We start from the raw sequence: 26,891 nt of genomic DNA, 5'->3' as shown, positions 1-26,891 counted from the left end.
CGGCCGCGGACGGCGAGCCGAAGATCGATCGCATGACGATCACCTTCATCACCGGAGCGAACAAGGGGCTCGGCCGCGAGACCGCCCGCCGGCTCGTCGAGGCCGGCCACACCGTGCTGGTCGGAGCCCGCGACCGGGAGGCGGGCGCGAGCGCCGCCGCCGCGGTCGGTGCGCGGTTCGTGCCCATCGACGTCACCGACGACGCGTCCGTCGCCGCCGCGGCCGCCGACATCGCCGCGCACGAGGGCGCGATCGACGTGCTGATCAACAACGCCGGCATCCACGGCCCGGCCGGTGACCCGTCCGGCCTGACCGGCGCCGACGTCCTGGGCGTCTTCGACGTCAACCTCGCCGGCGTGGTCCGGACGACCACCGCGTTCCTGCCGCTGCTGCAGCGGTCGGCGGACCCCGTGATCATCAACGTCAGCAGCGGGATGGGCTCCCTCGCCCTCACCCACGACCGGTCGCGAGCCGAGTCCAAGGTGGTCGCACCGCTCTACACCGCTTCGAAGGCGGCGTTGACGATGCTGACCACGCAGTACGCGAAAGCGTTTCCCGGCATCCGGATCAACGCCGCGGACCCCGGCTACACGGCGACCGACCTCAACGGCCACAGCGGCCCGCAGACCGTCACCGAGGGCACCGACGCCATCGTCGGCCTGGCCACCGAGCAACCGGGCGCCGGCTCCGGGCGCTTCGTCGCCCGCAGCGGCGAGATCGCCTGGTCCTGACAGCGGTCATTGGCCTCTCGCGTTTTCTGGACCCACTCACCGTGTACGCAGGCAGAACGCTCCCGGGAGGGCCGAGATGATCTCGGCCCTGCCGGGACAGTTCGGTACGAGGATCAGATCTTGCCCGCGGCCACGTCGGCGAGGGTCACGCGGGAGGACTTGTAGTTCACCACGTAGTGCTTGGACGGTTCCGCCGAGGTGATCTCCTCCCGGATCGGCAGGCCGTTGTCGGCGTTGATGATGAGGACGTCCGTACTGCCGCCCAGGATGGCGGGGGGCGCGGTGAGGGTCAGCGCGGCCTGGCCGTCGACGCTGGTCTTGCCGACGATCATGTCCGGGATGGTCGCGTACAGCTTCAGCACGCCCGCGCGGACCTCCGCATCGGCGGCGTTGGCGAACAGCGCGTGTTCGGCGTTGCTCCACAGGTGGTTGTTGATGAGGTTTTCCAGGTCCTTGCCCGTCGGACGCGGTTTGGGGGCGGGAACCGGCTTGCCGATCTTGCGGAGCATCTCCGCGGTCTCGGCTTGGGCGGCCGCCCAGGCCTTGTCGGCCTCGGCGGGGCTCAGGCCGAGTCCCAGGGCGTTGCCGGACGCGGTGATCATCGCGATCCTGGCCTTGTCCACGTCGCCGTTCGCGGCGAGACGGGCCGCCGCCATCACCTTCCCGTCGTACGGCGTAGCAGGCTGGGCGTCGCCCTTGGCGACTGCGTCCACCAGGGTCTTCGTCGAGTCGCCCGTGAACTGCTGGCCCTTGTCGGTGTAGAGGGTGTAGTTGAGGTCCGGCTTGTTGTCCAGCCCGAACTTCGTGTTGATGATCAGCGACGCGTCCCCTGGCTGCGTGCCGGCCGCCTGGACCGCGGAGGCCAGCTTCACCAGCGGTGCCTCGACCGCCTGCGGAGCCGCATCGGCCGAGCCGGCCGGGCCGGCCGGGACGCTGCCGCCTGACGTAGCCATCACCACAGCCGCCGCGACGGCTGCCGCGCCCACGGCGGCGACGCTGACCTTGGGCCAGGAGAACCAGCGCTTCGGTCGCACGACCGTGGCCGCGGGTTCCGCCATCGCCGTCTGCAGTGCCGTGCGCGCACGGTCATAGGCCTCGGGACTGGGAGACGGCACGTCACGCAGATTCTTCATGAGATCCATTTCATCCATGGGGGCTGTCTTTCAGGTTGTCGGGACTTGCAGCAGCGCGACCACTTCGGGGGCTTCACGCAACGCCTTGCGCGCCTGGTGCAACAGGCGGCGGGCCGTGCCGGCCGGGATGTCGAGCACCCGCCCGGCCTCGGCGACGGTCAGGTCCTCCCAGGCGACCAGGCCCAGCACTTCCCGCTCTTCCGGTTTGAGCCGGGCCAGTGCCCTGCCCAGCAGTGCCTGCGTGTCCACGCGGGCATCCACCGCCGGCCAGGGATCCCAGTCATTCGCCACGCCGCTCAGGTCCGGCGCCGGCTCCTCGGCAGGTCGGGACCGCCAGTGCCGGCGCAGCCTGTTCAGCGCGACGCCGTACAACCAAGGCCTGGCTTCGGGATACGAACGGTCATAGTTCGCCCGGGACTCGTAAGCCGCCACCCACACATCGCCGAGCACGTCCTCGGCGGCCTGCCGCCCCACTCTGCGCGCCAGATAGTTCCCGAGCGCGGTCTCGTGCCGGCTGATCACTTCCACGAAGGCATCGGTGTCTCCGCGCAGCGACCTACCGATTAGTTCCGCGTCTGACGACATGAAGCTCCTCGGGTTTCGCTTCGCCCTAACAACCCGTCTTTGCCAACGCGCGCCCAAAGCGTTCAGGTTACGTCACCGCATGCCGAACATCGCTGGTCAGGCGACGTGTGCGAGGTCGAATTCAGTGGACCTCGGCGCGGACGGCGGTGTCGAGGTCGGTGACGGTCAGCTGGAAGGCGCGGGCCGTCTCCGTCGCGTCCATCCGGAACGGTGCGTACCACTGGTAGTCCATTTCGGACACCTCACGGGCCATCGGCACGATCAGCCCGGCTGTACGCATCACGAAACGCGGCAGCTGGATCAGCTTGATCGGTGGCCGGCCCGCCGCGGTGGCGTAGCGCCGCGCCAGCTCGCGGATGGTCACGGCCGGCGGGGACGGCACGTGCCAGGGCCGGCCCCACGCGCGTTCCTGCGAGGCCAGCGTGACGAGGGCGCGTGCCATGTCGGCGTTGACGGTGAAGGTGTGCGGCATGTCCAGGTGACCGGTGATCCAGGCCGCTTTCCCCTTCTTCAGGGCCGGCTCGATGAGCAGGGCGTAGATGCCGTTGGCGTCCTTGCCGATGTAGTCGGAGCCGCGGACCTCGACGGTGCGGATACCCGCGGCGAGGGCCTCTTCCCACATGCGCCTGCGCAGGCGCCCCTTGTGCCCGACGGCGGCCATCGGGGTGCGCTCGTTCATCCGGCCATCGGGCTGCGGGCCGTAGGCGTACAGGCTGCCGGTCAGCGCGAGGACGGCGTCGTTGGCCTTGGCGGCGGCGATGGCCGCCGTCTGCAGGGGCGGCAACAGGCGCTCCCACGCCGTGTACGAGGGCGGGTTGGCGCAGTGGTAGATCACCTCCGCGCCGCGGGACAGCTCGGTCAGGCGGGACGGGTCGGACGCGTCCGCGGCGACCCGGTCGATCAGCCGGTGCTCGGGACCCGAACCGCTGCGGGTGACGATCCGGACGGTCTCCCCCTGCTCGACGAGCAGCCGGGCGACGTTGGTCCCGATCGAACCGGCGCCGATGACGACGTGCTTGGCCATGACGAGCTCCTCGCTAACGATGTTAGATTTTCTAACGTCGTTAACTCTGGCGCTCTTCGCCGGTGCGGTCAAGGGCGGTGACTAGTGTTCGAGACACCATCGAAGTGAAGTGACGGACCATGCCGACCAGCACGAGACGGGCCCGCGAACGGGCGAAGACCCGGGAGCGGATCATCGAGGCCGCCCTGCACGTCCTCGAGACCGACGGCATCGCGGCCTTGACGATCCGGCGCATCGCCACCGACGTCGAATACTCCGCACCCGTGGTCTACCAGCACTTTGCCAACAAGGACGCGCTCCTGCTCGAACTGGTCGCGCACGGCCACCGCCTGATGCTGACCGAGGTCCGCGAGGCCGCCGAGGAGCCCGACACGGATCGGCGCATGACGCGCATCGCGTCGGAGTACGTACGGTTCGCCGGCGCACACCCCCACCTCTACCGGGTCATGAACGACCCGGTCGTCGACGGGGACGAACGCCGGCGCGTCGCGGAGCCGGCCATCGACGTCCTCAAGGAGTTGCTCACCAGCTGGTCGACGGCCCACGACGTGGTCCTGGCCGACCCGGACCAGGCCTGCGAAATCCTCTGGGGCACACTGCACGGCATCGCGTCGCTGGGCCACCTCGGCCAAATCGGCAACGATCGCGCCCGCCACCTCGCCGAACAGGCACTCCACGCGATCCTCCTCGGCTGGCGTACCGAAGCGCCGGCGAACGATCGGGCGGCGCGCGGCTAGCGTCCCGAGTCCGGCTGGGAGCACTTCGTCCAAGGCTGGTTATCAGTGAAAACAAGTTTCTTGTAGCACTGACACGCTTATCGTGTTATCGTCGAAAAGCAACAAAGGTTATCGACGATAACAGGAGATCATCATGACCGTCCCCTCCACCCAGGCACGGGTCGCGCTGGTCACCGGGACGCCGTGCACCGCACCAACATCCGCGGCACTTTCGTCGTCGACCAGCTGGCCGCCCAGCCGCCCCTGGAACGGCTGGGCCGCCCCGAAGACATCGCCCACCTCACGGCGTTCCTCGTCGGCCCCGACGGCCGGTGGGTCAACGGCCAGAACATCCGCGACAACGGCGGAATCATCTAGGAGACCCCACCATGTCCGAGCAGAACGTCATCCTGATCACCGGCGCGTCCAGCGGGTTCGGCAACCTCGCCGCCCGGGCACTGGCCCGGGCCGGCCACACCGTCTACGCCGGCATGCGCGCCACCGACGGCCGCAACGCTCCCCGCGTGGCCGAGCTCGCCGAGCTGGCCGAAGCGGAGAACATCGACATCCGCGGCGTCGAAATGGACGTGCAGGACCAGAACTCCGTGGACACGGCCGTCGCGGACGTCCTGGCCCGGCACGGGCACATCGACGTCGTGGTGCACAACGCGGGCCACATGGTCCTCGGACCGGCCGAAGCCTTCACCACCGAACAGCTCGGCCAGCTCTACGACGTCAACGTGCTCTCGACCCAGCGGGTCAACCGCGCCGTGCTGCCGGCACTGCGTGCCCGGGGCCGCGGGCACCTGGTGTGGATCGGCTCGTCCTCGACCCGCGGTGGCCATCCCCCGTTCCTCGGCCCGTACTTCGCCGCCAAGGCGGCGATGGACGCCCTCGCCGAGAGCTACGCGGCGGAACTGATCAAGTACGGCGTCGACACCACGATCGTCGTGCCCGGCGCCTATCCCAGCGGCACCAACCACTTCGCGCACGCCGGCACCCCCGCCGACACGGAACGCGACGCCGCATATCAAGCGGAGTACGGCGAACTGCGCGACGGGATGGCCCAAGCGCTGGCCGGCATCTTCCCCGAAGGCCGCACCACCGACGAGGTCGCCGACGAGATCGTGCGCGTCGTCGGCCTGCCGTCCGGCCACCGCCCCTTCCGGGTCCACATCGACCCCAGCAACGACGGCAGCGAAGTCGTCTCGGTCGTCAACGACCGCATCCGGGCCGAGTTCTACCGCCGGATCGGCATCGGCGAACTGCTGCCGGCCAACGCCGTCCACTGATTCCGCACAGCGAGAAACGAGGAGAAACCCATGCCTTTCGCCCACTTCAAGGTCCCGGCCGGCACGCTCGAGCCGGAGCAGAAGAAGCTGATCATCGACCGCACCACCGACCTCTACGCCGAAATCTACGGCGAAGCCGCCCGCCGGAACGTGCTCGTGCTCGTCGACGAGGTCGTCGACGGCGGCTGGGGCATCGGCGGCACCGTCCTCACCGCCGCCATGATCAACGGTGACGCACCGGCCGAGCCCGGCGGCCGGTGAGCCGGGCCCGTGCCGGTCGTGCGCCCGCTCCACGGCGCACGACCGGCACCGGCGCGCTGTATACAGTGACCCGGAAGTCCCGGTGTCCGGGGCAGGTCAGGGAAAGGTGAGTGGGCTGGTCGTGTCCGATGCCACCACACGCAGCGCGAAAGCCGGCGACCTCCGCACCCGCATGCTCGCCGCCGCCGAAGAACTCCTGATCACCTCCGCCGACCACGACATCTCCACCCGCGCGGTGTGCGACGCGGTCGGCGTGGCCCAGCCCATGCTGTACCGGATCTTCAAGGACAAGAACGGCCTGCTGCACGCCCTGCTGCAGAACGGGTTCGAACGCTACGTCGTGCGGAAACAGGCGCTCGAGACCACCGACGATCCGGTCGCCGACCTGCGCGCGGGCTGGGACGACCACATGGACTTCGCCCTCACCAACGGCGCGCTCTACCGGCTCATGTTCTCCCCCGCCCTGGCGGAGGTCCCCGCGCCCGCCGGCCGGATCTTCGAGCTGCTGACCCGGGCGCTCGACCGCTGCGCGGCGATCGGCGCGCTCCGGATCCCGTCGGCCGAAGCGGCGCAAGCGATCCTGTCGGCGAACGTCGGCGTCGCGTTGAACATGCTTTCCCAACCCGCGCGCTATGCCGACCCCGGCCTCTCCCACCGCGTCCGCGACGCGGTCTTCGCCGCGTGCCTCACCCCCGAAACCACAGCGGAACCGGCACCGGGCAACGCGATGGCGGTACCGGCGCTCGCGCTGGAGGCGCAACTCAAGAAGCCGGGCACGTCACCGCTGGAACCCGAGGAGACCGCCCTGCTCCTCAAGTGGCTGAACCGGATCCGGAGCTCTCCTTCGCCGGAGCAGGGCGAACGGCCGGGGCGGGCGTAGAATCCCGGGAATGCGGATCGGCGAGCTGTCCAGGCGCACGGGCGTGAGTTCGCGTTCCTTGCGGTACTACGAAGAGCAGGGCCTGCTGACCAGCTCGCGCTCCGGCGCCGGGCAGCGTCACTACGCCGAAGCCGTGGTCGAGCGCGTGTCGCTCATCCGGCAGCTGTTCGACGCGGGCCTGTCCAGCCGGGTGATCGCATCGGTGCTGCCGTGCGTGGAAACCCCTGCCGACCCGGGAGTCGCCGAGGAGGCGTTCGCGACGATGACGCGCGAGCGCGACCGGATCGACGCCGAGATCGCCCGCTTGATCGAGGCCCGGGACGCGCTCGACGTGGTGCTCGAGGCCAACACCCGGCACCGAGCGGAGCTGGCCGCGGAGCCGGTGGCCCGGTCGGCCTGATGGTGTGACCCGCGCCTCGGCCGGTTGCTCCTGACGCCGGTGTCAGCGGGCAGCAGGACCCGTCTCTTGTGGACGGTGCCCGATCCCCTCGTCGCGGAAGGCCGCTACCGCACACTCGGCCGCGCTGCCCGCCTCTTCCGCGACGACGACGCCACCGGCGATCGTGATCGCCGGTTCGAGCGGGATCGCCCGAACGCGGGTCGAGTGGATCTCGGCGGCCTGGTCGGCGGGCAGCACCGTCCAGCTCCGCGAATCCGAGCCGACTTCGACGATCGTGTCCTGGAGCGTGCCGGTCGGCCTGCCCGCCCGCGGGCACAGCCCGGTTTCGCGCAGCGCCAGGCCCACGGCGTCGTGCAACGGCGGGTCGTGCTCCCGCGCGGGCAAGCGCAGCGTGTCGCCGGCCAGCTCGGCCAGGCCGACGGCGCTCCCGTCCGCGGCCGGGTGGTGCTTGGACACCACCGCCAGCAGGTTCTCCGTCCAGGCCGGCAACACCGTCAACCCGGGTACGGAGCCCACGCCACGGGTCAGCGCCAGGTCGAGGTCACCCTGCCGGAGAGCGTTGAGCCGGGCCTCGACCGGCAGATCGACCAGCACCACGTCGAACTCCGGCGCCCGCTCGCGCAGAGCGTCGATCCCCCGTTCCAGACGAGCGGTCAGGCCGGCGGCGGTGCCGATGCGCACGATCGTCGGGACCTGCTTCGCCGCGATCGCCACCTGGCCGGCCGCGGCGAGCGTGCTGCGTGCCGCGTCGAGCACCCGCTGCCCGGCCGCGGTCAGCCGGACCCGCCGCGGCGACCGGTCGAGCAGCCGGACCCCGAGTTCCCGCTCCAGCCGGGCGATCTGCTGGCTGACCGCGGGCTGGGCGATGTGCAGCCGCTCGGCGGCCCGGCCGAAGTGCAGCTCGTCGGCGACGGCGACGAAGTACCGCAGCGCCCGCAACTCCATGGTTCCTGCCTGGGACTGGTCCAACGATAAGCTCAGCTTATCGCAGCACGTACCGGTTGGCGCTGGTTCGCGTGGCCGGCCGCTGCTGGAGTCGTGCTCATGACCATCGAACCCGGGCCGCTCGGCGCCTACCTGACCGCCGCCGACGCGACCGCGACGGACGCCGTCGCACTGGAGGAAGCCGGCTACCGCGCGATCTGGCTGGCGGCGTCGCCGGCCGCCGACCTCCTCCCGGCCGAGCGGCTGCTCGACGCCACGAACCGGATCGTGGTGGGCACCAGCGTGCTCAACGTGTGGCAGGCCGACGCGGGCACCGTCGCGGACTCCTACCACCGGATCGCGGACAAGCACGCCGGCCGGCTGCTCATCGGCATCGGCGCCGGCCACCGGGAGGTCGACGCCGGGTACGCCTCGCCGGTGGCGAAGGTCGCCGGCTACCTGGAGACCCTGACCGCGGCGGGCGTCCCCGCCGACCGCGTGCTGCTGGCCGCGCTCGGCCCCAAGATGCTCCGCCTGGCGGCCGAGCGCGCCGCGGGCACACTCACGCTCCAGGTGACGCCCGAACACACTCGCCGCGCCCGGGAAGCCCTGGGCCCGGACAAGCTGGTGGTGCCGGGCCACGGCGTGCTGCTGGACACCGACGCCGACCGGGCCCGGGAGACCGCCCGGGCCGGGCTGCGCCCCCTCCTCGGTATCGCCAACTACGCCGGCAACCTCCGGCGCATCGGCTACACCGACCACGACCTCACCGACCCGTTCAGCGACCGGTTGATCGACGCGCTCGTGCTCCACGGCAACGCGGCGGCCATCGCGGCAGGCATCCGCGCGCAGATCGCGGCGGGAGCGAACCACGTCGGCCTGCACGCGCTGGGCGAGGACCCGATCGGTGTCCTGCGCGCGATCGCCGCAGCCACGCGCGAACCGGAGACGCTGCGGGCCTAGCCCATTGGCCACCGCTCGGCCCGCGGCCCGATGGCCCCGACCTTCGGCCGAGCCCGGGTTCGCGGCGGACCGGTGCTCAGACAGCCGTGGGAATGGTGCGCAGCCCGGCGAGCACCAGGTTCAGGCCGAAGGCGAACCTGCTGTCCGCTTCAGCGCGCTGGTGGCCACGCTTGTGGGCCTGTTCTTCGATCGTGTAGCCGTTGAGGTAGCTGGTGAGCACGTCGGCGGCGGCCTCGGCGGTCGGCCCGTCCATTCCCACGTCCGTGAACAGCCGGCGCAGCCGTTCGATGAAGGCCTGCGCCATGGGGCCGGGTTCGCCCATCTCGACGATGAGCCGGGCACCGTCGGTGTGCGCGAGCATCGCGGCCCTCAGAGCCCGAATCATCGCGCCGGCCTGCTCCGGCCAGTCCTCGTCCGGGGCCGGGACGGCACACGCCTCGCCGATGATGCGCTCGGCCGCCGCGTCCAGCAGCGCTTGCTTGCTCGGGTAGTGCCAGTACAGCGCGCCCACCTGCACGCCGAGCCGAGCGGCGAGCTTGCGGGTGGAGAACGTGTCGAGACCCACCTCGTCCAGGTGGGCGATGGCGGCGTCCAGCACCACCGCCGGAGTCAACGGCATCCGTCGATCATGCCACCGGCCTTGCCACTTGAACAGTGCTCAAGTAAATTGAGCAGTGTTCAAGTCACTCTTCGGGAGGTGTGCGATGCGGGTTTCCGTGATCGGAGCCGGTCTGGGCGGTCTGTGCCTGGCTCAAGGCCTCCATGGCGCCGGCATCGACGTCGGCGTCCACGAGCGGGACCCGGCGATCACCGCACGTTTTCAGGGCTACCGGCTCGTGCTGAGCCCGGTGGGTTACGAGGCGCTGCGCGGCTGCCTGCCGCGGCGCTGGCACCCGTTGCTGGACGCGATCCTGGACGACGCGGTCGTCGAGCCGCTGATCCTGGACCCGCAACTGAACAAGATCGGTGAACTCGGGCCCGCGCGGTCCGGACTCGTCGTCGACCGCCACGTGCTCCGGCACCTGCTGCTCACCGGACTCACCGTGCACACCGATGCCGCGCTGACCGGCTACGGCGTGCTGGACCACGGCGAAGGCCGGGTCGAAGCCCGGTTCACGCACGGCCACCAGACCACCGCCGACCTGCTGGTCGGGGCGGACGGGGTCGGCTCCGCCGTCCGCGCGGTGCTCTCGCCGCGGACCGTCCCGGCCGACACCGGCGTCCGGTTCGTCATCGGCCGGACACCGATGACAGAGCGCTTCGCCGGGCTGTCCCGGGCCTTCGGCTCGAAGATCGTCGGGGACGGGCTGAGCCTGTTGCTCGGAGCGATGCGGTTCCGCACTCCGCCGAAGCAGGCCGCCGAGGAACTGGCACCCGAGGTGACCCTGCCCGATGTCGGTGACTACGTGCGCTGGGCCATGATCCTCCCCCCGAACGGCTCACTCGGCGCCGAGACGCCGCAGGAGGCCGTTCTGTCCAGGATCGACGGCTGGCATCCGGACCTGCGGGCGCTTGTCGAGGAGGGCGACCCGGACAACAGCACCCTGCTGTCGATCCGGGTGGTGGAGCCACGCGAGCGGTGGGCGCGCGGCCCGGTCACCCTGCTCGGAGACGCCATTCATGCCACCTCCCCGACCGGCGGAAACGGCGCGAACACCGCCCTGCGCGATGCCGACCTGCTGCGCCGATGCCTGCTCCGGGTCACCGAGGGGACCCAGGACCTGCTCGACGCGGTCGGCGAGTACGAGCGGCAGATGTTCGAGTACGGCGCCGAAGCGGTGCGCCACAGTCTCGAAGCGCTGCCCGCCTACGTCTCACACCCCCGTTGAACAACGAACGGCTCGGGGTCAGCGGCCGCACCGATCAGAAATCCTCCGCCACACCGTCAGTTCTGGTAGTCCCCTCGTACCGCTGGAAGGATTGCCGACCATGACCGACGCCAGACCGCTGGGCATCGACGAGGCCACGTTCATCGCGGCGGCCGGCTCCGGCGATCCGGCGGGGTTCGCGCTCGTCACGGAGCGCCACCGGCGTGCGCTGCAGGTGCACTGCTACCGGATGCTCGCGAACTACGAGGACGCCCAGGACATGACGCAGGAGACGTTCCTGCGAGCGTGGAACAAGCGGGAGACGTTCAAGGGCCACGCCGCGCTGCGGACCTGGCTGTACCGGATCGCGACGAACGTCTGCCTCGACTTCCTGGACAAGCGCAACGACCGCACACCCGTACCGTCCGAGCTGCCGGACTCCGACTCGGAGGTGCTGTACCTGCAGCCCTACCCCGACCGGATGCTCCCCGAGGACCCGCAGGAATCGGTGGTGGCGCGGGAGACCATCGAGCTGGCGTTCATCGTCGCCGTCCAGCACCTGCCGCCGCGGCAGCGGGCGGTGCTCATCCTGCGCGACGTCCTCGGCTGGCCGGCGTCGAAGACCGCCGACGCCCTCGAGCTGACCGTCGCCTCGGTGACCAGCGCCCTGCAGCGGGCACGCGTGACGATGCGCGAGCAGCTGCCCGGCCGCCGCCTCGACTGGCGGAGCCCCGCCGCCCACGAGCTGTCCGGTGACGAGCGCGACGTCGTGAAGTCCTACATCGACGCCCACGAGCGCAACGACCTCGACGGGCTGACGTCCCTGCTGCGCGACGACCTGCGCTTCGCGATGCTGCCCGAGCGGGGGACCTCGGTCAGGACGGCCAAGGACGCGGTGGACGGGTGGGTCTCCGGCGGGCTCTTCCAGCGCGGCCACGACGATTGGCGCGGCATCAGCACGGCGGTCAACCGCATGCCTGCCGCCGCGCTGTACCTCCGCACCCCCGGCGACCCGGAGCACCGGCTCTTCGCCGTCGCGGTCCTGCACATCGTCGACGGGAAGATCGCCGAGCTCACCGGATTCGACGCCACCGGCAAACCATGGCTGGACCTGCCCCCGGCGCTGTGATCACACGCCCGCGTCGCCGAGGGTCATCGCCTCGTCTCGTAGCGGGTCAGCACCACGCCGCCGGGAAACGTCCGCGTCTCCACGAGGTTCAGGTTCACCCAGCGGTCCAGCGCCGTGAAGAACGGCGTGCCGCCGCCCACCAGGACCGGGTGGGTGACGATCTCGTACTCGTCGACCAGCCCGGCTCGCATGGCCGCGCCGGCGAGCGTTGCGCCGGCGACCCTCATCGGGCCGCCGTCCCCGGCCTTGAGCCGGGTGATCTCCGCGACCGCGTCGCCGGCGACCAGGCGGGTGTTCCAGCCGACCTCGCCGATCGTCGAGGAGAACACCACCTTCGGCGTGTCCCGCCAGTTCCGCGCGAACTCGATCTGCGCCGGGGTGGCGCCGGGCTGCCGGTCACCGGTCGGCCAGTAGGAGCTCATCGCCTCCCACAGCTTCCGCCCGTACAGCATCAAGCCGATCCCCAGCTCCTGGTCGAGCCACCACCGGAACAGCTCGTCGCTCGGCTCGCTCCAGCCGATGTCGTCTTCGGGCGCGGCGATGTAGCCGTCCAGGGTCACGTTCATGCCGAAGATCAGTTTCCGCATCGTGCCAGCCTTCCGTGAGTCGCTCTCACAGGTACAGACGGGCGTGGCGGGGAAACCTCATCGGTGGCCCCAGTGAGAACCGCCCAGGTCGCCGCCGAGCCGTCCGGCGGTGATCCTGGGCGGTTTTCTTCGTGTGTCAGGGCTTCTCGAAGTGCTGGTAGTCGATCGGGGTGTCCCAGGAGCCGCCCCAGGTCCAGCCGCGGGTGGTGAAGGCCCGCTCGGTGACGTCACCGGCGTGGATCATGCCGGGCACGTTCTGCGTGCGGTCGACGTAAGGCGCACCGTTGGGCGGGTAGACCGCGCCGCTGCCGGAGATGTAGGGGTTCTGCACGGTGTTGATGTCGATCGCTCGGCCGTAGGAGTGGTTCGACCACGCGGTGCCACCGGTGATCGCCCGGCAGTTGAACGCCGAAGTGTTGTTCGCCGCCATCGAGGCGTCGTCGTCGGAGTTGTACTTCTCCACGGTCTCCATCCGTTCGATGGGGAACCGCCCGAAGTACAGGTCGGCGAAGGTGCGGGCGACCTCGAAGGCCCGGTCGGCGTTGACGATCAGTTCGCCCCGGTGCACGGCACCGTCGAAGCCGAGGTGGCTCAGGGTGATCAGCCGCAGCTGGTCAGGCCCGACCGGGCACCCCTCGTGCCAGCTGTTGCCCAGCCGCTCGGCGGTGACGGGCCTGATGACGGCAATGTAGGGCGCGAGCCCACTCCCGGCCGGAGCAGCAAATTCCACGGTCTGAGCCGTGGCAGCCGGCGCCGGCGCGGCCACGGCCAGGACCGCGGCGAACGTGAACGTGATGACGGCCAGAACTCTGGCTCTCAGATTCATGACGAACACACACTTCCTCTCGAATTTCCCGTGCATCGCGGCAGTCGACGGACTGCGGCCGTGAGTACACAGTGGACTGTTTTGGTCGATCGGCAGCGTGTGAGAACGGCGTTCCTGCCTTGGTTCAGCAGACGGCGCGGCCGTCGCTCTTCGCCATGCGGCCTTCCGCCTCCCCCAGGGGCGATCCCCACCGAACGTGCCAGCGGCGAGCGAGCAAAGTCAACTTTCCCGAAACGTTTCAGCCCACCCCGAAACGACCACTCGGAGGGCCCGCGGCGGCAACCTTTTGACGTCCCACTCGCGTTGTCGCCACGCAGGCGCGGAAGGCGTTCAGCTCAAGTCCCCGGGCGCACAGCTCCCCGGAATCGCCCAGCCCCACTCCGCTGACGCTTCGCACACGACTCATGACAGAAGCGCTACGCGGGCTGGTTCACGGCGGCGCGGTTGCTCGGCGAATCGCGCTCGCATTCGAAGCGGCATCCGTCGCGATAGGCTTCCATGAGCAGCCGGACGTATTGGCGGGACAGGGTTGTCACCGCCGGACGTGAAGAAAAGCCGGTTCGGCAGCCGGCCTTCTTCCGTGCGGCCAAGTTCATCGCTCGACCGGGTCGAAGGCTGAACCCTGCTCAGTCGCTCCATAAAAAAGGGCACCGCCGGTGAAAGTTGCCCCGCTGAAGTCGGCTTCGGTGAAGATCGCCCAGCCGAACCAGGCGTCGTTGGCGAAGGTCGTCCCCGTGAACTTGGCGTGGCGAGCGAAGGTCCCGTTGGTGAACCCGGCACCGCCGACGAAGGTCACCCCGTCGAACCAAGCGTCACCATTGAAGATCGCCCGGTCGAACCAAGCGCCACCGGCGAAGATCGTCTCACCGAATCCCGCGCTGTCAACGAAGGTCGCCCCATTGAAGGAGGCAGTGCCGACGTGGCAGTTACTGAACGTGAAGTCGATGAGTGTCGCACCGGTGAGGTCCAGGTCGATATCGGTCCAAAAAGTGCGTTGCGGCTGCTGGAGATCGTCTCCGGGTTGCAGGTGGCGGCGAAGGACGCGCTGGGCGGCTAGGCGTACTTCGCGCTCCTGCAGGCGGTTATGCCACGCAGGGGACGACTCGGGGGAGGGCACGGGCATCGCCGCAGGACGGACATGCGTCGATCGCAGCAGCGGGCGGCGCACGCCCGATCGGCGAGGTCCCCCGACCTCCGGGGGTGGGGTGTACGGATTACGCAGGTAGGCACAGATCACGTCCACCACCGTCTGCCGCTGGGACGGGTTGTCTTGCGCCACGCGTTCCAGGGCGTAGAGGCCGCCGTGGCGGACCGCGGCCTGCACGGAGCCAAGCTGCTCGACCGCCTTGAGGTACAGCTCGGTCAGCCGACGCTCCGCCGCGTCGTGCTCGGTGGCGCGAGCGACCCGGTCCTGGTGAGCCATCGTGGACGCGGCCACTTCCTGCTGATGAAAAAGAGCGCGTTCCCGGTTGTCGAGATCAGCCTCGGTAGAGCGCTGGCGCCGCCACGCCAGATACAGCGCGACCACGCCGCCGCTTCCCGCCCCGACGCTCAGCCCGATCTTCAACGCATCAAGCCGCGCCGTCACCAACTCTGCCCCGTTCAAGCCGGCGGTCGCCAGCCACCACAACACCACCACCGCCCCCGCAGTCAGGGCAGTGATCAGGACAGCGATCACCAACATTGCCTGTGGCGACAACTCCCTCAACCGCGCCGCCCGCACGGGCGCGGCGAGTGCCGGTGGAGCAGGAACCTCGGGGGCCGGGGCTGATGGCGGGTTCTCGTCGGTCATGACTTTCAACGTCGCCCGACTCAGCCACGATGTTGCACGACGCCCCCAAGTCATGGGCAAGACCTGTGACGCGCTCAAGCCAATCATCGTCGACGCCGACTTCGAGTTCGGCCGCGACCGTGGTGACCTACCTCGTGGCTGCGACGGCTCCATCGGCGGGAACAGCCTCGTCCAGCTCGCAGTGTGCGGCGTCATCGAAACGCTCACGGAGAACGTGCAGGTACTCCGGCACCTCTTCGCCGTTCGGCGTCCCGTTCCAGAACACCTGGTTCAGTGCGTCCGCGAATTCTCTCGCCGGCTTCTTGAGCTGCGGCGAGGCGATGATCGCGAGACGGTGGTAGTTCAGCCACAGGAGATGGATGGCGGAGGGGTCACGATCGGGAACGTGGTTGGCAACCTGGTCGACCTCCTGCGCGGAGACCAGCAGCGCATCGACTGCTTGCCGAAGGACTTCCCGGCGGCGATCGGCGCGTTCGCGTCGCTCGCGCCTTTCGGCGTCGAGACGAGCCGACCGCTGGCTCCAGAACCCGAGCATTCCGCCCAGCAAGGTGCCGGCAACGGTGCCGACAAGGGCAATCCATCCACTCACCCCGGACGAGTCGCTTCGCCGCCGGCTTCCGTTACGGAGTGCGGTCCGAGACTGTCGCGGCGGTCGGCCAAATTTTGAGGAACGATCGTTCTTGACTGATCGTTCCTCAAAAGTCTATCCTCATGGCATGGGCAGGCGGAGAGCGTTCGACGAAGACGAGGTGGTGCGCGCCGCCGTGAAGTTGTTCGGTGGCCGCGCTTACGACGGGATTTCCGTCGACGACCTCGTCACCCACCTCGGCGTGCACCGCAACAGCCTGTACAAGACGTTCGGCAGCAAGCGCGGTCTCTACCTGGTCGCCCTGCGGCGTCACCTCGCCGACGACGTCCGTCCCTTGGCCGAAGCGCTCGCCGCGACTGCGGATGCCGCGGCCGCGCTGCGGCTCGTCACGTCGGCCGACCTCGGTCTGCTGCTGCTCGCGGCCGTCGAACGGGCGCCGGCCGACGAGGAGGTGGCCGACGAGGTGGCCGCGGCGTTGGCCGCCATCGATCAGGCGATCGCCGACGCGCTCGACCTCTCCCCCGCCCTGGCCGCCGCCCTCACGGCTGCCGCACTGGGCATCCTCCTGCGCGGCAATCCCGACGGTGTCGGCGCCGCGCTCACCCAACGCTTCGATTCTTCCCACTGACAAGGAAACAGACATGGCACTGGTCCACATCGACGGCAACGACCTCGTTGTCGTGATCGAAGGTCTCGACAAGCTCTGGGCCTTCAAAAGCAGCCTGACCATCTCGCTGGCCAACGTCCGCGGCGCGACCGCGGACCCCGGCATCGCCGCCGACCCCAAGGGGGTCCGCGCGCCGGGTGCCCACCTGCCCGGCGTGATCACGGCGGGCACCTTCCACCTCGACGGCGAAAAGATCTTCTGGGACGTCAAGGATCCGTCGAAGGCCGTCGTGATCGAACTCGCCGACGAGCGCTACGCCCGCCTGGTCCTCCAAGTCGACAATCCACGCGAGACCGTCACGCTCGTCGAGAACGCCCTGCGCTGAAAGAGGCAAGCGGATGTTCTCCCACCTCGCCACGGTCGTGATGTCGCTGGCCGTCGTGACCGCCACCCCGGCCGAGGCGGCGCCCGGCCTCGTGCCCGCCGCCGACCGCGAGGTCGTCTTCACCGTCGACGGGACGACGACGTACGGCACCCTGCACGTCCCCGCCCACCGTGCCGGGCAGCGGCTGCGCGCCGCACTGCTGCTCCCCGGCAGCGGCCCCACCGACCGCGACGGCAACCAACCGCACGCCTCCCCGAACACCCTGGCGCAAGTGGCCGACGCGCTCGCCGGCGACCGGGTCGCCACGCTGCGGTTCGACAAGTACGGCACCGGCCGCACCGGGCTCGGCGCCTACCGCGACCACCCGGAAGAACTCGACTACCCGGCGTTCGTCCGTCAGGCAAAGGCCGGCTACGAGTTGTTGCGCGATCAGCCGGAGACCGATCCGCGCGCGCTGATGGTCGTCGGGCACAGCGAGGGCGCGATGACCGCGCTGCTGCTCGGCGGCACCGTCCACCCGCGCCCGGCCGGCCTGGCACTGCTGCAACCGCAGGCGATCCGCCTGCTGGACCTGGTCGCGCTGCAACTGCACGCCCAGATCGCCGAGGCGACCCGGCAGGGCCGGCTCACCCCGGAGCAGCAACGCGCAGTCGACGCGGCGGTCGACGCCGCCGTCACCGCCCTGCGCGAACACCGGCCGGTCGACCCCACCGACCTGCCGCCCGCCGTCGCCCAGCTCTTCGAGGCCTTCCAAGGGCCGAACGGCCGCTTCGTGGACAGCGACGACGCCGTCTACCCGCCGGACACCGCTGCGGCCCTGCGGCCGGGGACCAGGGTGCTGCTGACTTGTGGCACGAAGGACGCCCAGGTTCCTTGCGCCACAACGGATGCCCTGACCGCCGCTCTACGCCGCGCGCACGCCGCCGGACCGGGCCGGGTGCCACTGCCCGGAGTGGACCATTTGCTGCACGACGCCGACCACCCGAACACCCCCGCACCGGCGGTGCTCGACGCCCTGCACCGGTTCGCGGGGCGCTGAGCCCTCTTCCGACGACTTCCCAGCGGCCGTCGCGTCTACAATGGACACGTGCCGTGATGGGTGGGTCCGGTTCGCTTCAGCAGCCGGGTGGTGAGTACTCGGCGGCGGCTGCCGGGAAGCTGGGGGAGGTGCGCGTCTGGCCGCTCGGTGCGGTATCCGTTGTGTGCGACCCACCGAACTCCGCGAGCGGTGTCCGCGACAGGCTTGATCCGCGTGTCACATCGGTCCTACGCTTCAGCGTCGATGATGGCCGAGGAGGACCAATGCGAGGCACCAACCGTAGCCGTGTCCACTTGTTGTTCCTCTCCTGCGCGCTGTCCGCCGGCCTGCTGGCGGCGACCAGCCCGGCAGCGGATGCGGCGCCGGCACAAGCCCCGCGGTACTCCCCCGGTGCCCCGGGCGCCGGGGATCCGTATTTCCCCGACATGGGCAACGGCGGCTACGACGTCGGCCACTACGACATCCGGCTGGCGTTCGACCCCCGGACCGAAGCCATCAACGCGACCACGACGATCCTCGCCACGGCCACCCAGGATCTGTCCCGCTTCGACCTGGACTTCCAGGGACCGCTGACGATCAGCAAGCTCTCGGTGAACGGCCTGAACGCCACCTTCACCCGCAGCGGCGCCCAGGAGCTGGTGATCACCCCGCCGCGCGGCCTGCGGACGGGCAGCGCGTTCGTCGTCTCGGTGACCTACGCCGGCGTCCCGCAGAAGATCGACGACCCGGCGCTGGGCCTCTCCGGCTGGGTCACCACCAAGGACGGCGCGGTCGCGCTCAACCAGCCGATCGGCGCGGCGACCTACTACCCGGTGAACGACGCCCCCACCGACAAGGCCACCTACACCCAGACCATCACCGTGCCGGCCGGGCTCACCGTGCTGGCCAACGGCGAACCCGGGCCCACCACCACCCGCGATCACCAGACCACCTTCCACTGGTCCATGAACCGGCCGATGGCCAGCGAGCTGAGCATGCTCGCGATCGGCGACTACGACGTCACCCGCGGTGTGACGGCCGGCGGCCTGCCGAACATCACCGCGATCGGCAAGTCGATCGACACCAAGCCCGGTCAGGGCCAGGTGTTCAACCGGACCACGGCGCAGATCATCCAGTGGGAATCCTCGATGTACGGGCGGTACCCGTTCGACTCGGCCGGCGGCATCATCGCCGACATCGGCGTCGACTACGCCCTCGAGACCCAGAGCCGGCCGGTGTACGACCAGAGCACCAGCGACGTCGACGGCGACCTGCTCGCCCACGAGCTCGGCCACCAGTGGTTCGGCGACAGCCTCACTCCGGTGCGCTGGTCGGACATCTGGCTCAACGAAGGCTTCGCGACCTACTCGGAGTGGCTCTACCAGGAGAAGTTCAACAACGTCCCCGTGCAGCAGACCTTCGCGAAGGCCTACGCCGACGAGAAGGACTGGAGCGGCGAAGTCGCCGACCCCGGACGTGATCACATCTTCGACGATCTGGTCTACAACCGCGGCGCGATGGCACTGCAGGCGCTGCGCATGAAGATCGGCGACCGCGCCTTCTTCGAGGTGCTCACGCAGTGGCCGACGGCTCACCGGTACGGCAATGTCTCGACGCGGCAGTTCATCCAGTTCGTCGAGCGGCTGACCCACCGCAACCTCGGCTCGTTCTTCCAGACCTGGCTCTACCAGCCGGGCAAGCCGGCACTCTGATCCGCACCGCCGGCGGGCGCCTCCTGAGCGACCGGCATGCGCCCGCACGGTGGTCGCCGGCCGGTGCCGCGACCACGGCCCAGGTGCCCGGGACGTGGTCGGGGACGAACGTCACTCCTGCTTCGTGGCCGGGCTGGAGAGATCAGCCGGGGCGCGGAGCTCGGTGTTGAGGCACTGGGCTTCGTGGAGCTGGTCTTCGAGGGTGACGATGCGGCACGCGGCGTCGATCGCGGTGCCCTGGTCGACCAGTTCCCTCACACGAGCGGCCAGACGCAACTGGTGGCGTGAGTAGCGGCGGTGCCCGCCGGCGGAGCGCTGTGGCGTGATCAGCCCGGCTTCGTCGAGGCTGCGCAGAAAGCCTTGCGTTGTGCCGAGCATGTCCGCGGCTCGCCCCATGGTGTACGCCGGGTAGTGCTCGTCTTCGAACTTGTCGGCCGCATCCGGCGCGGCCGGTCCTGCTTGGTCAGGAATCATTCCACCTCCACATCACAAAGGACCCCGGGTGCCGCGCACGGCACCCGGGGTCCTCAAGGGTTGGGTTTCATCATTGTCAACCGACGCGACCGCCGGCTTCCTGCACCCGCGACCGGTCGAAAACCGGAACTCGCGGGGATCGCTCATTCGTGACCGAGCACCACCTCCGAACTCGATGGGACTGCGGCACCCGCGCGGCCTTACTGCCCAGCCGCTGCGGGCGATCCAATGATGCTCCCGATCCCTTCTCTCCTGTGTTTTCCACTTACTGGGTACTGCCACTGCACTTGCTGCCGCGGACGTCACTGCCGGAACCCTTCCACTGATCGGTCCCAGCACGCTGACGCCGCTGGTCACTGCCCGGAGCCCCGTTCACTGATCGGCTCCGGCCACCTGACCGGTACTGCCACTGCACTTGCCTGAACAAACTTGCACGAACAACTACGAATACTGCTGTTACTGCTCCCGGTCACCAGCCGAAACCTTGTTCCGTGATCGGCTCCGCACTGCCTGACCGTCTTGTCTCACCTCGCGGGTAGTTACGTCCTCTCCCGCGCCTGCTTGACGTTGTCTCTCTCGCTACGAGAAGAACACTACACACACCCGTCGTCTAATGTCTACTCCAGCCGGCATAGATTTTCTGACGGCGTGGTGGACTGACGGTGAGGAAGAGGGGTACGACCGTGAGTGACGAGGCCCTCCGGGATCCGCTCGAGGAGCGGTACGGCTTGACCGAGGTCGCCGACCTCGGGGAGTACGCCGAGGCGCTGACGCGGCTCCTGGAGCGGGGACGGCGGGAGCGGTGCGTGGCGGTGCTGTCGGAGGCCGAGGCCTACGCGGCTGCGGAGCTGCTCGGGCAGTTCGCGCAGCTCGATCCGCACGCCGCGTTGAACCAGCTGGCCGGCACCCTGGCCAGCCGGCTCTACAGCCGCCTCGGCGCCTGACCCCTGGAGCTCGGGCGGCCGGCCGGTGCCCCGCGGTGACGGTGGTCGCGGTGGAGCGCCACCTCAGGAACGGGTCACCGCCGCGCACGGAACTGCGCCGATCCCGTCGCAGGACACTTCCGCCCACACCGTCTTGCGGCCGGCCGGGTGCTCGAGCACGCCCCAGGCGTGGGCGAGCTTGTCCACGATGTGCATGCCGCGGCCGCCGAGGCGCTCGAGTGACGGCGTGGTGAGCACCGGGTGGTCCGGGCACTCGTCGTCGACTTCGATCCGGATCCGGCACGGCACCGGGGTGTGGCTCATCCGGACCTGCAGCGGGCCGTGGCCGTGGTCGTAGGCGTTGGTGACCAGTTCCGTGGCCACCAGCAGCACATCACCCAGGTGGGTGTCATCCACCTGGGTCAGGATCCGTGACGCCCAGCGACGGATCTCCACCAGCGCCGGCGCGGTGGTACCGCGCAGATCCATCGACCAGAAGGGCGGCGGCGAGGCGGGGCCGTCGCTCGGCTCGGGCATGAGAAACCCACCCTTCCAGGCTCTCCGTCCTCGCTGCTGAAGACGTCCGCGTTCCGGCGATACCCCGGCTGCGGCGGGGTCAACCCTCGCTCTGCCGCACCCGCTGCCGAGGGCACCCGGCCAGGGTTGGCGAGGGCCGTCGGGAACACCGCCGAGGACGGCAACGTGAGCAAGAACGGCTGATACCCGTACGGGTGGGCGAGGCTCATTGCGAGCTTCGCCCACCCGTACGGGGAAGAACCCCAGGTTCAGAACTGGTTTTCACGGCACCGTCCGTGCCGGTGACCGCGGTCGGGACTCAGCCGCGCAAGGCGCTGCCGGCCTGCCACGCCGTCCAGCTGATGGCCCAGTCGCCGTGGCCGTTGTTGATGGCCAGCTGCGGGCCGCCCGAGTTGGTGACCTCGACGACGTCGCCGACGTTGAAGTTGTCGAAGAACCACTTGGCGTTCTCGGTGTTCATGTTGAGGCAGCCGTTGGAGACGTTGTCGCTGCCCTGCACAGCGACCGTCTTCAGGTTCTCGTGCAGGTATTCGCCGTCGCTGGAGATTCGGACGTTCCAGTTCTCCGGTGCCTTGTAGTAGCCGGGGTCGCCCTCGCACACGCCGTAGCTGCAGGAGTCCATGATCTTGCTGGCCTCCTTGCCCAGCACGGTGTGCGTGCCGTTGAAGGTCGGCGTCGCGCCCCGCGGCGGGGTGTCGGCGGTCTTGCCCATGCTGGTCGGCGCGGTCTTCACCAGCTGCCCGTTGTGGTACGCCTTGATCTGGTGGGTCTTGCCGTCCGCCTTGGCGATCCAGGAGTCGTGCACCTTGTAGCTGGCCGAGACGTCCTGGCCGCCGTACAGGCCGCCCCCGATCGGCATGCCGAAGGTCGTGGTCTCGAGCTTCACCGTCGAGCCGGGCTTCCAGTAGTCCTTGGGCCGGAAGTGCACCTCGCGCTTGCCGACCCAGTACCAGCCGCCGTCCTGGGCGGGCGAGGACGTCACCTTGAAGGACTTCTCCACCGTGGCCTTGTCGGTGATGTCGTGGTCGAACTTCAGGCCGATGATCAGGCCGACGCCGAAATCGCCCGAGGCCGATTGGAAGAGCGCCGGAGTCGCGACCCCGGACGGCTTGACCGTGTGCACTTCCCCGCGCTGCTCGGTCGCCGCGCCCGCCTGGTTCACCGCGGTCGCGACCACCTGGTAGGTGGACCCGTACCGGAGGCGGTCCGTGCTGGTCCACGACGTCTTGTCCGCCGAGAGCTCGCCCTTGACGCCGTTGCCGGTCTGCGGGTTCGTCACCACGACCGCCTGCAACGTGCCACCCGATGCCTTGACGACGATCGGGTCCTTCGGGCTCAGCTGGTCCCCGCCCTGGAACGCCACGGTCGCGGCCGGTACCCCGGGTACGGTCGCCGTCCCGGTCGCTCCGGCCGCACCGATCGCCCCGGCCGGTTGCGCAGCCCCCACGGTGCCGGTCTGTCCACTACATGCCGCCAGCAGCAGGGCCCCCAGGCCGAGTCCGGCGATGCGGATCATTCTCACGAACCCCAAGACGTGCCGGGCCACCCGAAGTTGCGTAACGATCCGATCTCTCGAGGCAGGCAGCGGATGGTGCGCACGCGGTTACGGGGTGCCGACCGCCGCCTCCGGGCCGCGCAGCTCGCGGCCGGCCGGAGGTCCTACGCTCGAACCGGCGAAATTCCCGTCTTGGAGGTGCTGTGGAGCGGCTGGTTCCCGACGTCGCGGGGTTCGATCCGGCGCTGGCCGGCCGCATGCTGGCCACCGTCGCCTGCACCGACGCCGACGTCATCCCGAAGGTCGCCGACGCCGGGACGTGCCGCGACCACGAAGGCACCCGCGTGCAGGTCATGCACAACGGGCTGCTCGTCGAGGAGGGCGGCTACTACGGCGCCTGGATGTCCGAGATCATCCGGGCCCTGCGCGGCCACCACGAACCGCAGGAAGAGATCGTCTTCCACCGGATACTCGAACGCCTGGCCGCCGACGGCGGGGCACCCGCCATGATCGAGTTCGGCAGCTTCTGGATGTACTACGGCCTCTGGTTCTGCCACGCCATCCCCGCCGGCCGGGTCGTCGGCCTCGAGCCGGACCCCGCCTGGATCGACGTCGGCCGCCGCAACGCCGCGCTCAACGGCTACGACGACCGCGTCCGGTTCGTCCAGGGGGCGCTCGGTGCCGACCCCGGCGAGCCACTGGCCTTCGAGGCCGAGAGCGACCAGCGGGTCCGCGACGTCCCCCAGCACGACCTGGCTTCCCTGCTGGCCGAAACCGGCCTGGACCGGGTCGACCTCGTCCTGGCCGACGTCCAGGGGGCGGAGACGGTCCTGCTCGCCCGCGCCCGGGGCGACCTCGAAGCCGGGCGGGTGCGGTTCCTGGTCGTCTCCACCCACCACCACACCATCTCCGGCGACCCGCTCACCCACCAGAACGCCCTCCGGCTGCTGCTCGACGCCGGCGCGCACGTCATCGCCGAGCACACCGTCGGCGAATCCGTCAGCGGCGACGGCCTCATCGCGGTGTCCTTCGACCCGCGTGACAAGGACTTCACCGTCCCGGTCACCCACGCCCGCTACCGCGACTCCCTGGGCGGCGAACTCGAGTACGACCTCGCGGCCGCGATGGCAGCGCGCGCCGAAGCGGAGGAGTCCGCCGGGACGGCCACCCGCCACGCCCGCCGTCTCGGCGATGAGATCGGGCAGCTCCGAGCCGAGCTGGCCCGCACGGCAGCGGAGCGCGACCAGTACCAGGCGGAACTCGAGGCCGTCTTCGCCACCAAGCTCTGGCGCTGGGCCAGGAAGCCCCGGGAAATCTACGGGCGCCTGACCCACCGGCACTGACCGGATCGACGCGTCAGAACAGGGTCGCGGGCTCGACCGGCGCCGGCTCCGGCAGGGGGTCGAGATCCGGCACCAGCGCGCGCACGTCGTCGTGGAACCGGCGGGCGAGCGCCGGGGCGTCGTCGTTGTCGGGGGTGTGCACGAACACCGTCGGCGACCGGCCCTCACGCAGCCAGCCCGCGACCACCGCCGTCCACGGCCGCCACCCCGCGATCGTCTCCTCGGCCGAGTCCCGGCCCAGGTAACGGACGATCGGCCGGTCGGTCAGCGCCCGCGTCCGCCGTGGCAGCCGCGGTTTCTTGGCCCAGGCATCCTGCTCGGCCTCGCTCGCCGGCGGGCGCTGGAAGAAGACCGTGGTGTCGAACGGCACCCACTCGGCGTACGCGCGGGCGAGCGTCCCCTCCAGCAGCGCCGTCGAGCCGGCGTCGGTGAAGAACCCGGGGTGGCGCACCTCCACGGCGCGCCGGCGGCCGGCGGGGAGCCGGCGCAGGAAGCGGCCGAGGGCGTCGACGTCCGCGGGGCCGAACGAACCGGGCAGCTGGGTCCACAGGACCGCCCGTTCGCCGAGGGGTTCGATCGCGTCCAGGAACGCCCGCATCTCGGTTTCGACCCCCGCGAACCGGCGCTCGTGCGTGACGACCTTGGGCAGCTTGACCACGAACCGGAAACCGGGATCGGTTTGCCGCGCCCAGGTTTCGACGGTGGCCCGGGCGGGAGTCGCGTAGAAGGTGGTGTTGCCTTCGACCGCGGTGCACCAGCCGGCGTAGGCCCGCAGCCATTCCTTGGCCGGCAGCGACGGCGGCAGGAACCGCCCGGGCCACGCCTTGTGGGTCCACATCGCGCAGCCGACGTGAAGGCGTGCCACCGGCGTCAGCTCCCCTCGATCGTGGGTGAACAGTTTGCCAGGTTCACCGGCGCCACCGGAATCCGCGATCTTGCTCCCGCTACTCCGCTCCGGTGGACGTAACGCGATGCGGCCGTTCGACGACTCTCCGCCGGTAAAGTGGTCGGCGGTCGTTCCCACGGGGGTGCAGGTGGATCTTTCGGGCACCGGAAGACGAGCCGGGGTGCTCTGCCTGTTCATCGTCCTCCTGGCGACCGGCCGGCCCGAACTCGTCCACGCCGAGGACGACGCGGCGATCGTTTATTGCCTTTCCCCGGCGCAACGCGCCGCGGTGGTCGACGCCGGCGTGTCACTCGGGCGCGCCCGGCCCGACCCGAGCGGAACGGCCGTCCTCGACGGCACGCGCACGCTCACCCCGCGCGAGTGGCGTGCCTCGCGACCGGCGGATTTCGCGGCTTCGTGCGAGGCTCTCTACGCCTCCACCCACCAGGCGGCGGCGAGCCAGTTCGCCACGCTGCTCCCCGTCCTCACCGCGGTCCTGGGTGCCGTGCTCGCTTTCTTCGCGGCGTCGTGGCGTGACCGCGTCGCCCGGGGACGTGTCCAGGCCGAATCCCTGCGTTCGGCACACGCGGAGTTCCACGACGCCGCGGGCCAGTACCTGCGTGACACCTCGTCCGAGCACCCGGACGCCGCCCTCGGCGAATCGAGACGGAAATTCGTCGCCCGGCTCGCCGAAACGGCGGCCGCACACCGTCGCTGGACGGTCGTCCGGCAGGTGCGGGACCGGCTCACGACCGGCGAGTTCGGTGGTTCGCTGACCGAGGACTGGTACGAACAGTCCGAGACCACCCGTGCCCGGCGGCGCACCCTCCTGGCGGCACTCGATTCCCAGCGGGACGAAGTGCTCGACGTGGCCATCGCGCTGGAACGACCGCTGCGGGCCCGCTGGATCCTCCGGGGTGCGCGATGACCGCCCGGACCGTGGACAACCCGTTCGCCGTGCCCAAGCTCACCGACCCGAAACAGCCGCTCTGCCCCTGGCGGCACCCCGAGCACCGGGACTTGTACGTCGACCTCGATCACACGCAAGAAGCGTATGAGGAATTCACGCAGCAGGCGGCGACGCTCGGCTCCCCCGGCGAAGACGGCAAACTCCTGCTCGTGACCGGCGACACCGGTTGCGGCAAGACCGCGGTCGCGAACCGGTGCCTGGGCTGGTTGGAGAAAACTTTGGCCGCTCGCGAACTCAAAGTCGAAATCGTGGACGCGCGACCGGCCCTGCTCGGCCAGACGTTGTCGATGACCGAACGCTTGACCACCGTCTGCGATTACGTGGTCGGTCAACTGGAGGGGGAGGACTTCCTCGTTCCCGCCGACCTGAACCGGTTCGTCGAGAACCGCGCCTTCCCGGCCCGGGTGTACCCCCACCTCGGCCGCTCCCTGGTCCGGGGAATCGTCTTGGTCATCCTGCTGCCGTCGACGGAACTGGCCCAGGAAGTGATCCGCTACGGCGGGTGGGTGTCCAAGCGGACACTGTTCGTGGTCGAGTCGGCCCACTTCGAAGACAAACACCTGAAAGTGATCGACAATGAGCTGAAGGACTACGGTCGCTTGGTCCGCATTCACGTCGGCAAGCTGAAGGAGGGCGATTTCGCCCGCTTTGCCAACGATCGGCTTACACGTCACGCACAGGCCGGAGAGTACCCTCTAATGAGCGAAGAGACCTTGCACTCGCTGGAGGGCCGGCTACTCTCCGTGTCACAACTCCAGATCGTGCTTCACGGAACCTACGAACTGCTGAAAACAAAACCACTAGAGTACGGCCCCACGACGCTGGTGACCGAGCAACACATCAGCGAATTCCAGCAAAGAGAAGCCCGGCGAGAGCCGCCGGACGGCCGGGAGTGAGCGCG

At 69.7% G+C, this 26,891-nt stretch carries 31 protein-coding genes; 19 read left to right on the top strand and 12 right to left on the bottom strand.

Going from position 1 to position 26,891, the window contains the following annotated elements; all coding sequences use genetic code 11:
• Positions 1-32: 32 nt before the first annotated feature.
• On the top strand, positions 33-731 hold the full coding sequence (locus ACFVYA_RS06215; protein ID WP_387042989.1) for an SDR family NAD(P)-dependent oxidoreductase: 699 nt from the start codon (positions 33-35) through the stop codon (positions 729-731).
• Between the two features lie 113 nt (positions 732-844).
• Here ACFVYA_RS06215 and ACFVYA_RS06210 read toward each other — a convergent pair whose 3' ends face one another.
• From ACFVYA_RS06210 to ACFVYA_RS06200, 3 genes are all read right to left on the bottom strand, one after another.
• Positions 845-1,864: a hypothetical protein gene (locus ACFVYA_RS06210; RefSeq protein WP_387042987.1), complete on the bottom strand. Its 1,020-nt coding sequence runs from the start codon at positions 1,862-1,864 to the stop codon at positions 845-847.
• A 30-nt stretch (positions 1,865-1,894) separates the two neighbouring features.
• Entirely contained in the window at positions 1,895-2,449 is a 555-nt protein-coding gene (locus tag ACFVYA_RS06205; protein WP_285988791.1) for an RNA polymerase sigma factor, read from the bottom strand.
• Between the two features lie 121 nt (positions 2,450-2,570).
• Complete coding sequence (locus ACFVYA_RS06200) at positions 2,571-3,473, bottom strand: NAD-dependent epimerase/dehydratase family protein (protein ID WP_387042985.1); 903 nt, start codon at positions 3,471-3,473, stop codon at positions 2,571-2,573.
• 119 nt (positions 3,474-3,592) lie between these two features.
• Between ACFVYA_RS06200 and ACFVYA_RS06195 the strand changes: the two genes are divergently transcribed.
• The 6 genes from ACFVYA_RS06195 (at position 3,593) to ACFVYA_RS06170 (ending at position 7,022) form a co-directional block, all read left to right on the top strand.
• Complete coding sequence (locus ACFVYA_RS06195; protein ID WP_387042983.1) at positions 3,593-4,210, top strand: TetR/AcrR family transcriptional regulator; 618 nt, start codon at positions 3,593-3,595, stop codon at positions 4,208-4,210.
• Positions 4,211-4,393: 183 nt separating this feature from the next.
• Positions 4,394-4,567, top strand: coding sequence for an SDR family oxidoreductase (locus ACFVYA_RS06190; RefSeq protein WP_387042981.1), 174 nt, complete (start codon positions 4,394-4,396; stop codon positions 4,565-4,567).
• 11 nt (positions 4,568-4,578) lie between these two features.
• Positions 4,579-5,481, top strand: coding sequence for an SDR family NAD(P)-dependent oxidoreductase (locus ACFVYA_RS06185; RefSeq protein WP_387042979.1), 903 nt, complete (start codon positions 4,579-4,581; stop codon positions 5,479-5,481).
• Positions 5,482-5,511: 30 nt separating this feature from the next.
• The gene (locus ACFVYA_RS06180; RefSeq protein WP_387042977.1) at positions 5,512-5,742 is read left to right on the top strand and encodes a tautomerase family protein; all 231 of its coding nucleotides are present in this window, start codon (positions 5,512-5,514) and stop codon (positions 5,740-5,742) included.
• A 106-nt stretch (positions 5,743-5,848) separates the two neighbouring features.
• Positions 5,849-6,622 carry a TetR/AcrR family transcriptional regulator gene (locus ACFVYA_RS06175; protein ID WP_387042975.1) on the top strand — a complete coding sequence of 258 codons (774 nt, stop codon included), beginning with the start codon at positions 5,849-5,851 and terminating at the stop codon, positions 6,620-6,622.
• Between the two features lie 10 nt (positions 6,623-6,632).
• A complete protein-coding gene (locus tag ACFVYA_RS06170; protein WP_285988784.1) occupies positions 6,633-7,022 on the top strand; it encodes a MerR family transcriptional regulator in 390 nt (129 codons plus the stop codon).
• Positions 7,023-7,064: 42 nt separating this feature from the next.
• Here ACFVYA_RS06170 and ACFVYA_RS06165 read toward each other — a convergent pair whose 3' ends face one another.
• A complete protein-coding gene (locus tag ACFVYA_RS06165) occupies positions 7,065-7,967 on the bottom strand; it encodes a LysR family transcriptional regulator (protein ID WP_387042973.1) in 903 nt (300 codons plus the stop codon).
• A 99-nt stretch (positions 7,968-8,066) separates the two neighbouring features.
• Here ACFVYA_RS06165 and ACFVYA_RS06160 point away from each other — a divergent pair, with 99 nt between their 5' ends.
• Positions 8,067-8,909 carry a TIGR03620 family F420-dependent LLM class oxidoreductase gene (locus ACFVYA_RS06160; RefSeq protein WP_387042971.1) on the top strand — a complete coding sequence of 281 codons (843 nt, stop codon included), beginning with the start codon at positions 8,067-8,069 and terminating at the stop codon, positions 8,907-8,909.
• Positions 8,910-8,985: 76 nt separating this feature from the next.
• Here ACFVYA_RS06160 and ACFVYA_RS06155 read toward each other — a convergent pair whose 3' ends face one another.
• Positions 8,986-9,528, bottom strand: a complete 543-nt coding sequence (locus tag ACFVYA_RS06155; RefSeq protein WP_387042969.1) for a TetR/AcrR family transcriptional regulator C-terminal domain-containing protein — start codon at positions 9,526-9,528, stop codon at positions 8,986-8,988.
• An 85-nt stretch (positions 9,529-9,613) separates the two neighbouring features.
• Here ACFVYA_RS06155 and ACFVYA_RS06150 point away from each other — a divergent pair, with 85 nt between their 5' ends.
• On the top strand, positions 9,614-10,738 hold the full coding sequence (locus ACFVYA_RS06150; RefSeq protein WP_387042968.1) for an FAD-dependent oxidoreductase: 1,125 nt from the start codon (positions 9,614-9,616) through the stop codon (positions 10,736-10,738).
• Positions 10,739-10,838: 100 nt separating this feature from the next.
• Entirely contained in the window at positions 10,839-11,846 is a 1,008-nt protein-coding gene (locus tag ACFVYA_RS06145; protein WP_387042966.1) for an RNA polymerase subunit sigma-70, read from the top strand.
• Positions 11,847-11,869: 23 nt separating this feature from the next.
• Here the strand turns inward: ACFVYA_RS06145 and ACFVYA_RS06140 are convergent, their stop codons facing one another.
• The 3 genes from ACFVYA_RS06140 to ACFVYA_RS06130 all read right to left on the bottom strand — a co-directional run bounded on the left by ACFVYA_RS06140 (position 11,870) and on the right by ACFVYA_RS06130 (position 15,051).
• A complete protein-coding gene (locus ACFVYA_RS06140) occupies positions 11,870-12,433 on the bottom strand; it encodes a dihydrofolate reductase family protein (protein ID WP_387042963.1) in 564 nt (187 codons plus the stop codon).
• Positions 12,434-12,569: 136 nt separating this feature from the next.
• Entirely contained in the window at positions 12,570-13,259 is a 690-nt protein-coding gene (locus ACFVYA_RS06135; RefSeq protein ID WP_387042962.1) for a M15 family metallopeptidase, read from the bottom strand.
• A gap of 592 nt (positions 13,260-13,851) precedes the next feature.
• Positions 13,852-15,051 (bottom strand): pentapeptide repeat-containing protein, encoded by a 1,200-nt coding sequence (locus ACFVYA_RS06130; protein WP_387042960.1) that lies wholly within the window; start codon positions 15,049-15,051, stop codon positions 13,852-13,854.
• Between ACFVYA_RS06130 and ACFVYA_RS06125 the strand changes: the two genes are divergently transcribed.
• The 5 genes from ACFVYA_RS06125 to ACFVYA_RS06105 all read left to right on the top strand — a co-directional run bounded on the left by ACFVYA_RS06125 (position 15,050) and on the right by ACFVYA_RS06105 (position 19,362).
• A complete protein-coding gene (locus tag ACFVYA_RS06125) occupies positions 15,050-15,718 on the top strand; it encodes a hypothetical protein (RefSeq protein WP_387042958.1) in 669 nt (222 codons plus the stop codon). The two genes, ACFVYA_RS06130 and ACFVYA_RS06125, sit on opposite strands and share 2 nt — an antisense overlap.
• A 49-nt stretch (positions 15,719-15,767) precedes the next feature.
• On the top strand, positions 15,768-16,268 hold the full coding sequence (locus tag ACFVYA_RS06120; RefSeq protein WP_387042956.1) for a TetR/AcrR family transcriptional regulator: 501 nt from the start codon (positions 15,768-15,770) through the stop codon (positions 16,266-16,268).
• 13 nt (positions 16,269-16,281) lie between these two features.
• A complete protein-coding gene (locus tag ACFVYA_RS06115; protein ID WP_387042954.1) occupies positions 16,282-16,632 on the top strand; it encodes a hypothetical protein in 351 nt (116 codons plus the stop codon).
• Positions 16,633-16,645: 13 nt separating this feature from the next.
• Positions 16,646-17,671, top strand: a complete 1,026-nt coding sequence (locus ACFVYA_RS06110; RefSeq protein WP_387042952.1) for an alpha/beta hydrolase family protein — start codon at positions 16,646-16,648, stop codon at positions 17,669-17,671.
• 263 nt (positions 17,672-17,934) lie between these two features.
• Entirely contained in the window at positions 17,935-19,362 is a 1,428-nt protein-coding gene (locus ACFVYA_RS06105) for a M1 family metallopeptidase (protein ID WP_387042950.1), read from the top strand.
• 111 nt (positions 19,363-19,473) lie between these two features.
• Here ACFVYA_RS06105 and ACFVYA_RS06100 read toward each other — a convergent pair whose 3' ends face one another.
• On the bottom strand, positions 19,474-19,836 hold the full coding sequence (locus tag ACFVYA_RS06100; RefSeq protein ID WP_387042948.1) for a helix-turn-helix domain-containing protein: 363 nt from the start codon (positions 19,834-19,836) through the stop codon (positions 19,474-19,476).
• A gap of 683 nt (positions 19,837-20,519) precedes the next feature.
• On the opposite strand from ACFVYA_RS06100, the gene ACFVYA_RS06095 reads away from it, so the two are divergent.
• Positions 20,520-20,780, top strand: coding sequence for a hypothetical protein (locus ACFVYA_RS06095; RefSeq protein WP_387042946.1), 261 nt, complete (start codon positions 20,520-20,522; stop codon positions 20,778-20,780).
• 63 nt (positions 20,781-20,843) lie between these two features.
• Here the strand turns inward: ACFVYA_RS06095 and ACFVYA_RS06090 are convergent, their stop codons facing one another.
• Together ACFVYA_RS06090 and ACFVYA_RS06085 are read right to left on the bottom strand one after the other, a co-directional pair.
• The gene (locus ACFVYA_RS06090) at positions 20,844-21,296 is read right to left on the bottom strand and encodes an ATP-binding protein (RefSeq protein WP_387042944.1); all 453 of its coding nucleotides are present in this window, start codon (positions 21,294-21,296) and stop codon (positions 20,844-20,846) included.
• Positions 21,297-21,594: 298 nt separating this feature from the next.
• Complete coding sequence (locus ACFVYA_RS06085) at positions 21,595-22,812, bottom strand: Ig-like domain-containing protein (RefSeq protein ID WP_387042942.1); 1,218 nt, start codon at positions 22,810-22,812, stop codon at positions 21,595-21,597.
• A 182-nt stretch (positions 22,813-22,994) separates the two neighbouring features.
• On the opposite strand from ACFVYA_RS06085, the gene ACFVYA_RS06080 reads away from it, so the two are divergent.
• Positions 22,995-24,134 (top strand): FkbM family methyltransferase, encoded by a 1,140-nt coding sequence (locus ACFVYA_RS06080; protein WP_387042940.1) that lies wholly within the window; start codon positions 22,995-22,997, stop codon positions 24,132-24,134.
• A 13-nt stretch (positions 24,135-24,147) separates the two neighbouring features.
• Here the strand turns inward: ACFVYA_RS06080 and ACFVYA_RS06075 are convergent, their stop codons facing one another.
• Entirely contained in the window at positions 24,148-24,972 is an 825-nt protein-coding gene (locus ACFVYA_RS06075) for a DUF72 domain-containing protein (protein WP_387043060.1), read from the bottom strand.
• A gap of 196 nt (positions 24,973-25,168) precedes the next feature.
• Here ACFVYA_RS06075 and ACFVYA_RS06070 point away from each other — a divergent pair, with 196 nt between their 5' ends.
• Both ACFVYA_RS06070 and ACFVYA_RS06065 read left to right on the top strand, forming a co-directional pair.
• Positions 25,169-25,948 carry a hypothetical protein gene (locus tag ACFVYA_RS06070; RefSeq protein WP_387042938.1) on the top strand — a complete coding sequence of 260 codons (780 nt, stop codon included), beginning with the start codon at positions 25,169-25,171 and terminating at the stop codon, positions 25,946-25,948.
• A complete protein-coding gene (locus ACFVYA_RS06065; protein WP_387042936.1) occupies positions 25,945-26,886 on the top strand; it encodes a hypothetical protein in 942 nt (313 codons plus the stop codon). The genes ACFVYA_RS06070 and ACFVYA_RS06065 overlap by 4 nt, the downstream gene beginning before the upstream one ends.
• Positions 26,887-26,891: the final 5 nt, after the last annotated feature.

The sequence above is a fragment of the Amycolatopsis sp. NPDC058278 genome (assembly GCF_042881395.1).
Taxonomy (GTDB): domain Bacteria; phylum Actinomycetota; class Actinomycetes; order Mycobacteriales; family Pseudonocardiaceae; genus Amycolatopsis.
This window is presented reverse-complemented; position numbering and strand designations above follow the sequence as displayed.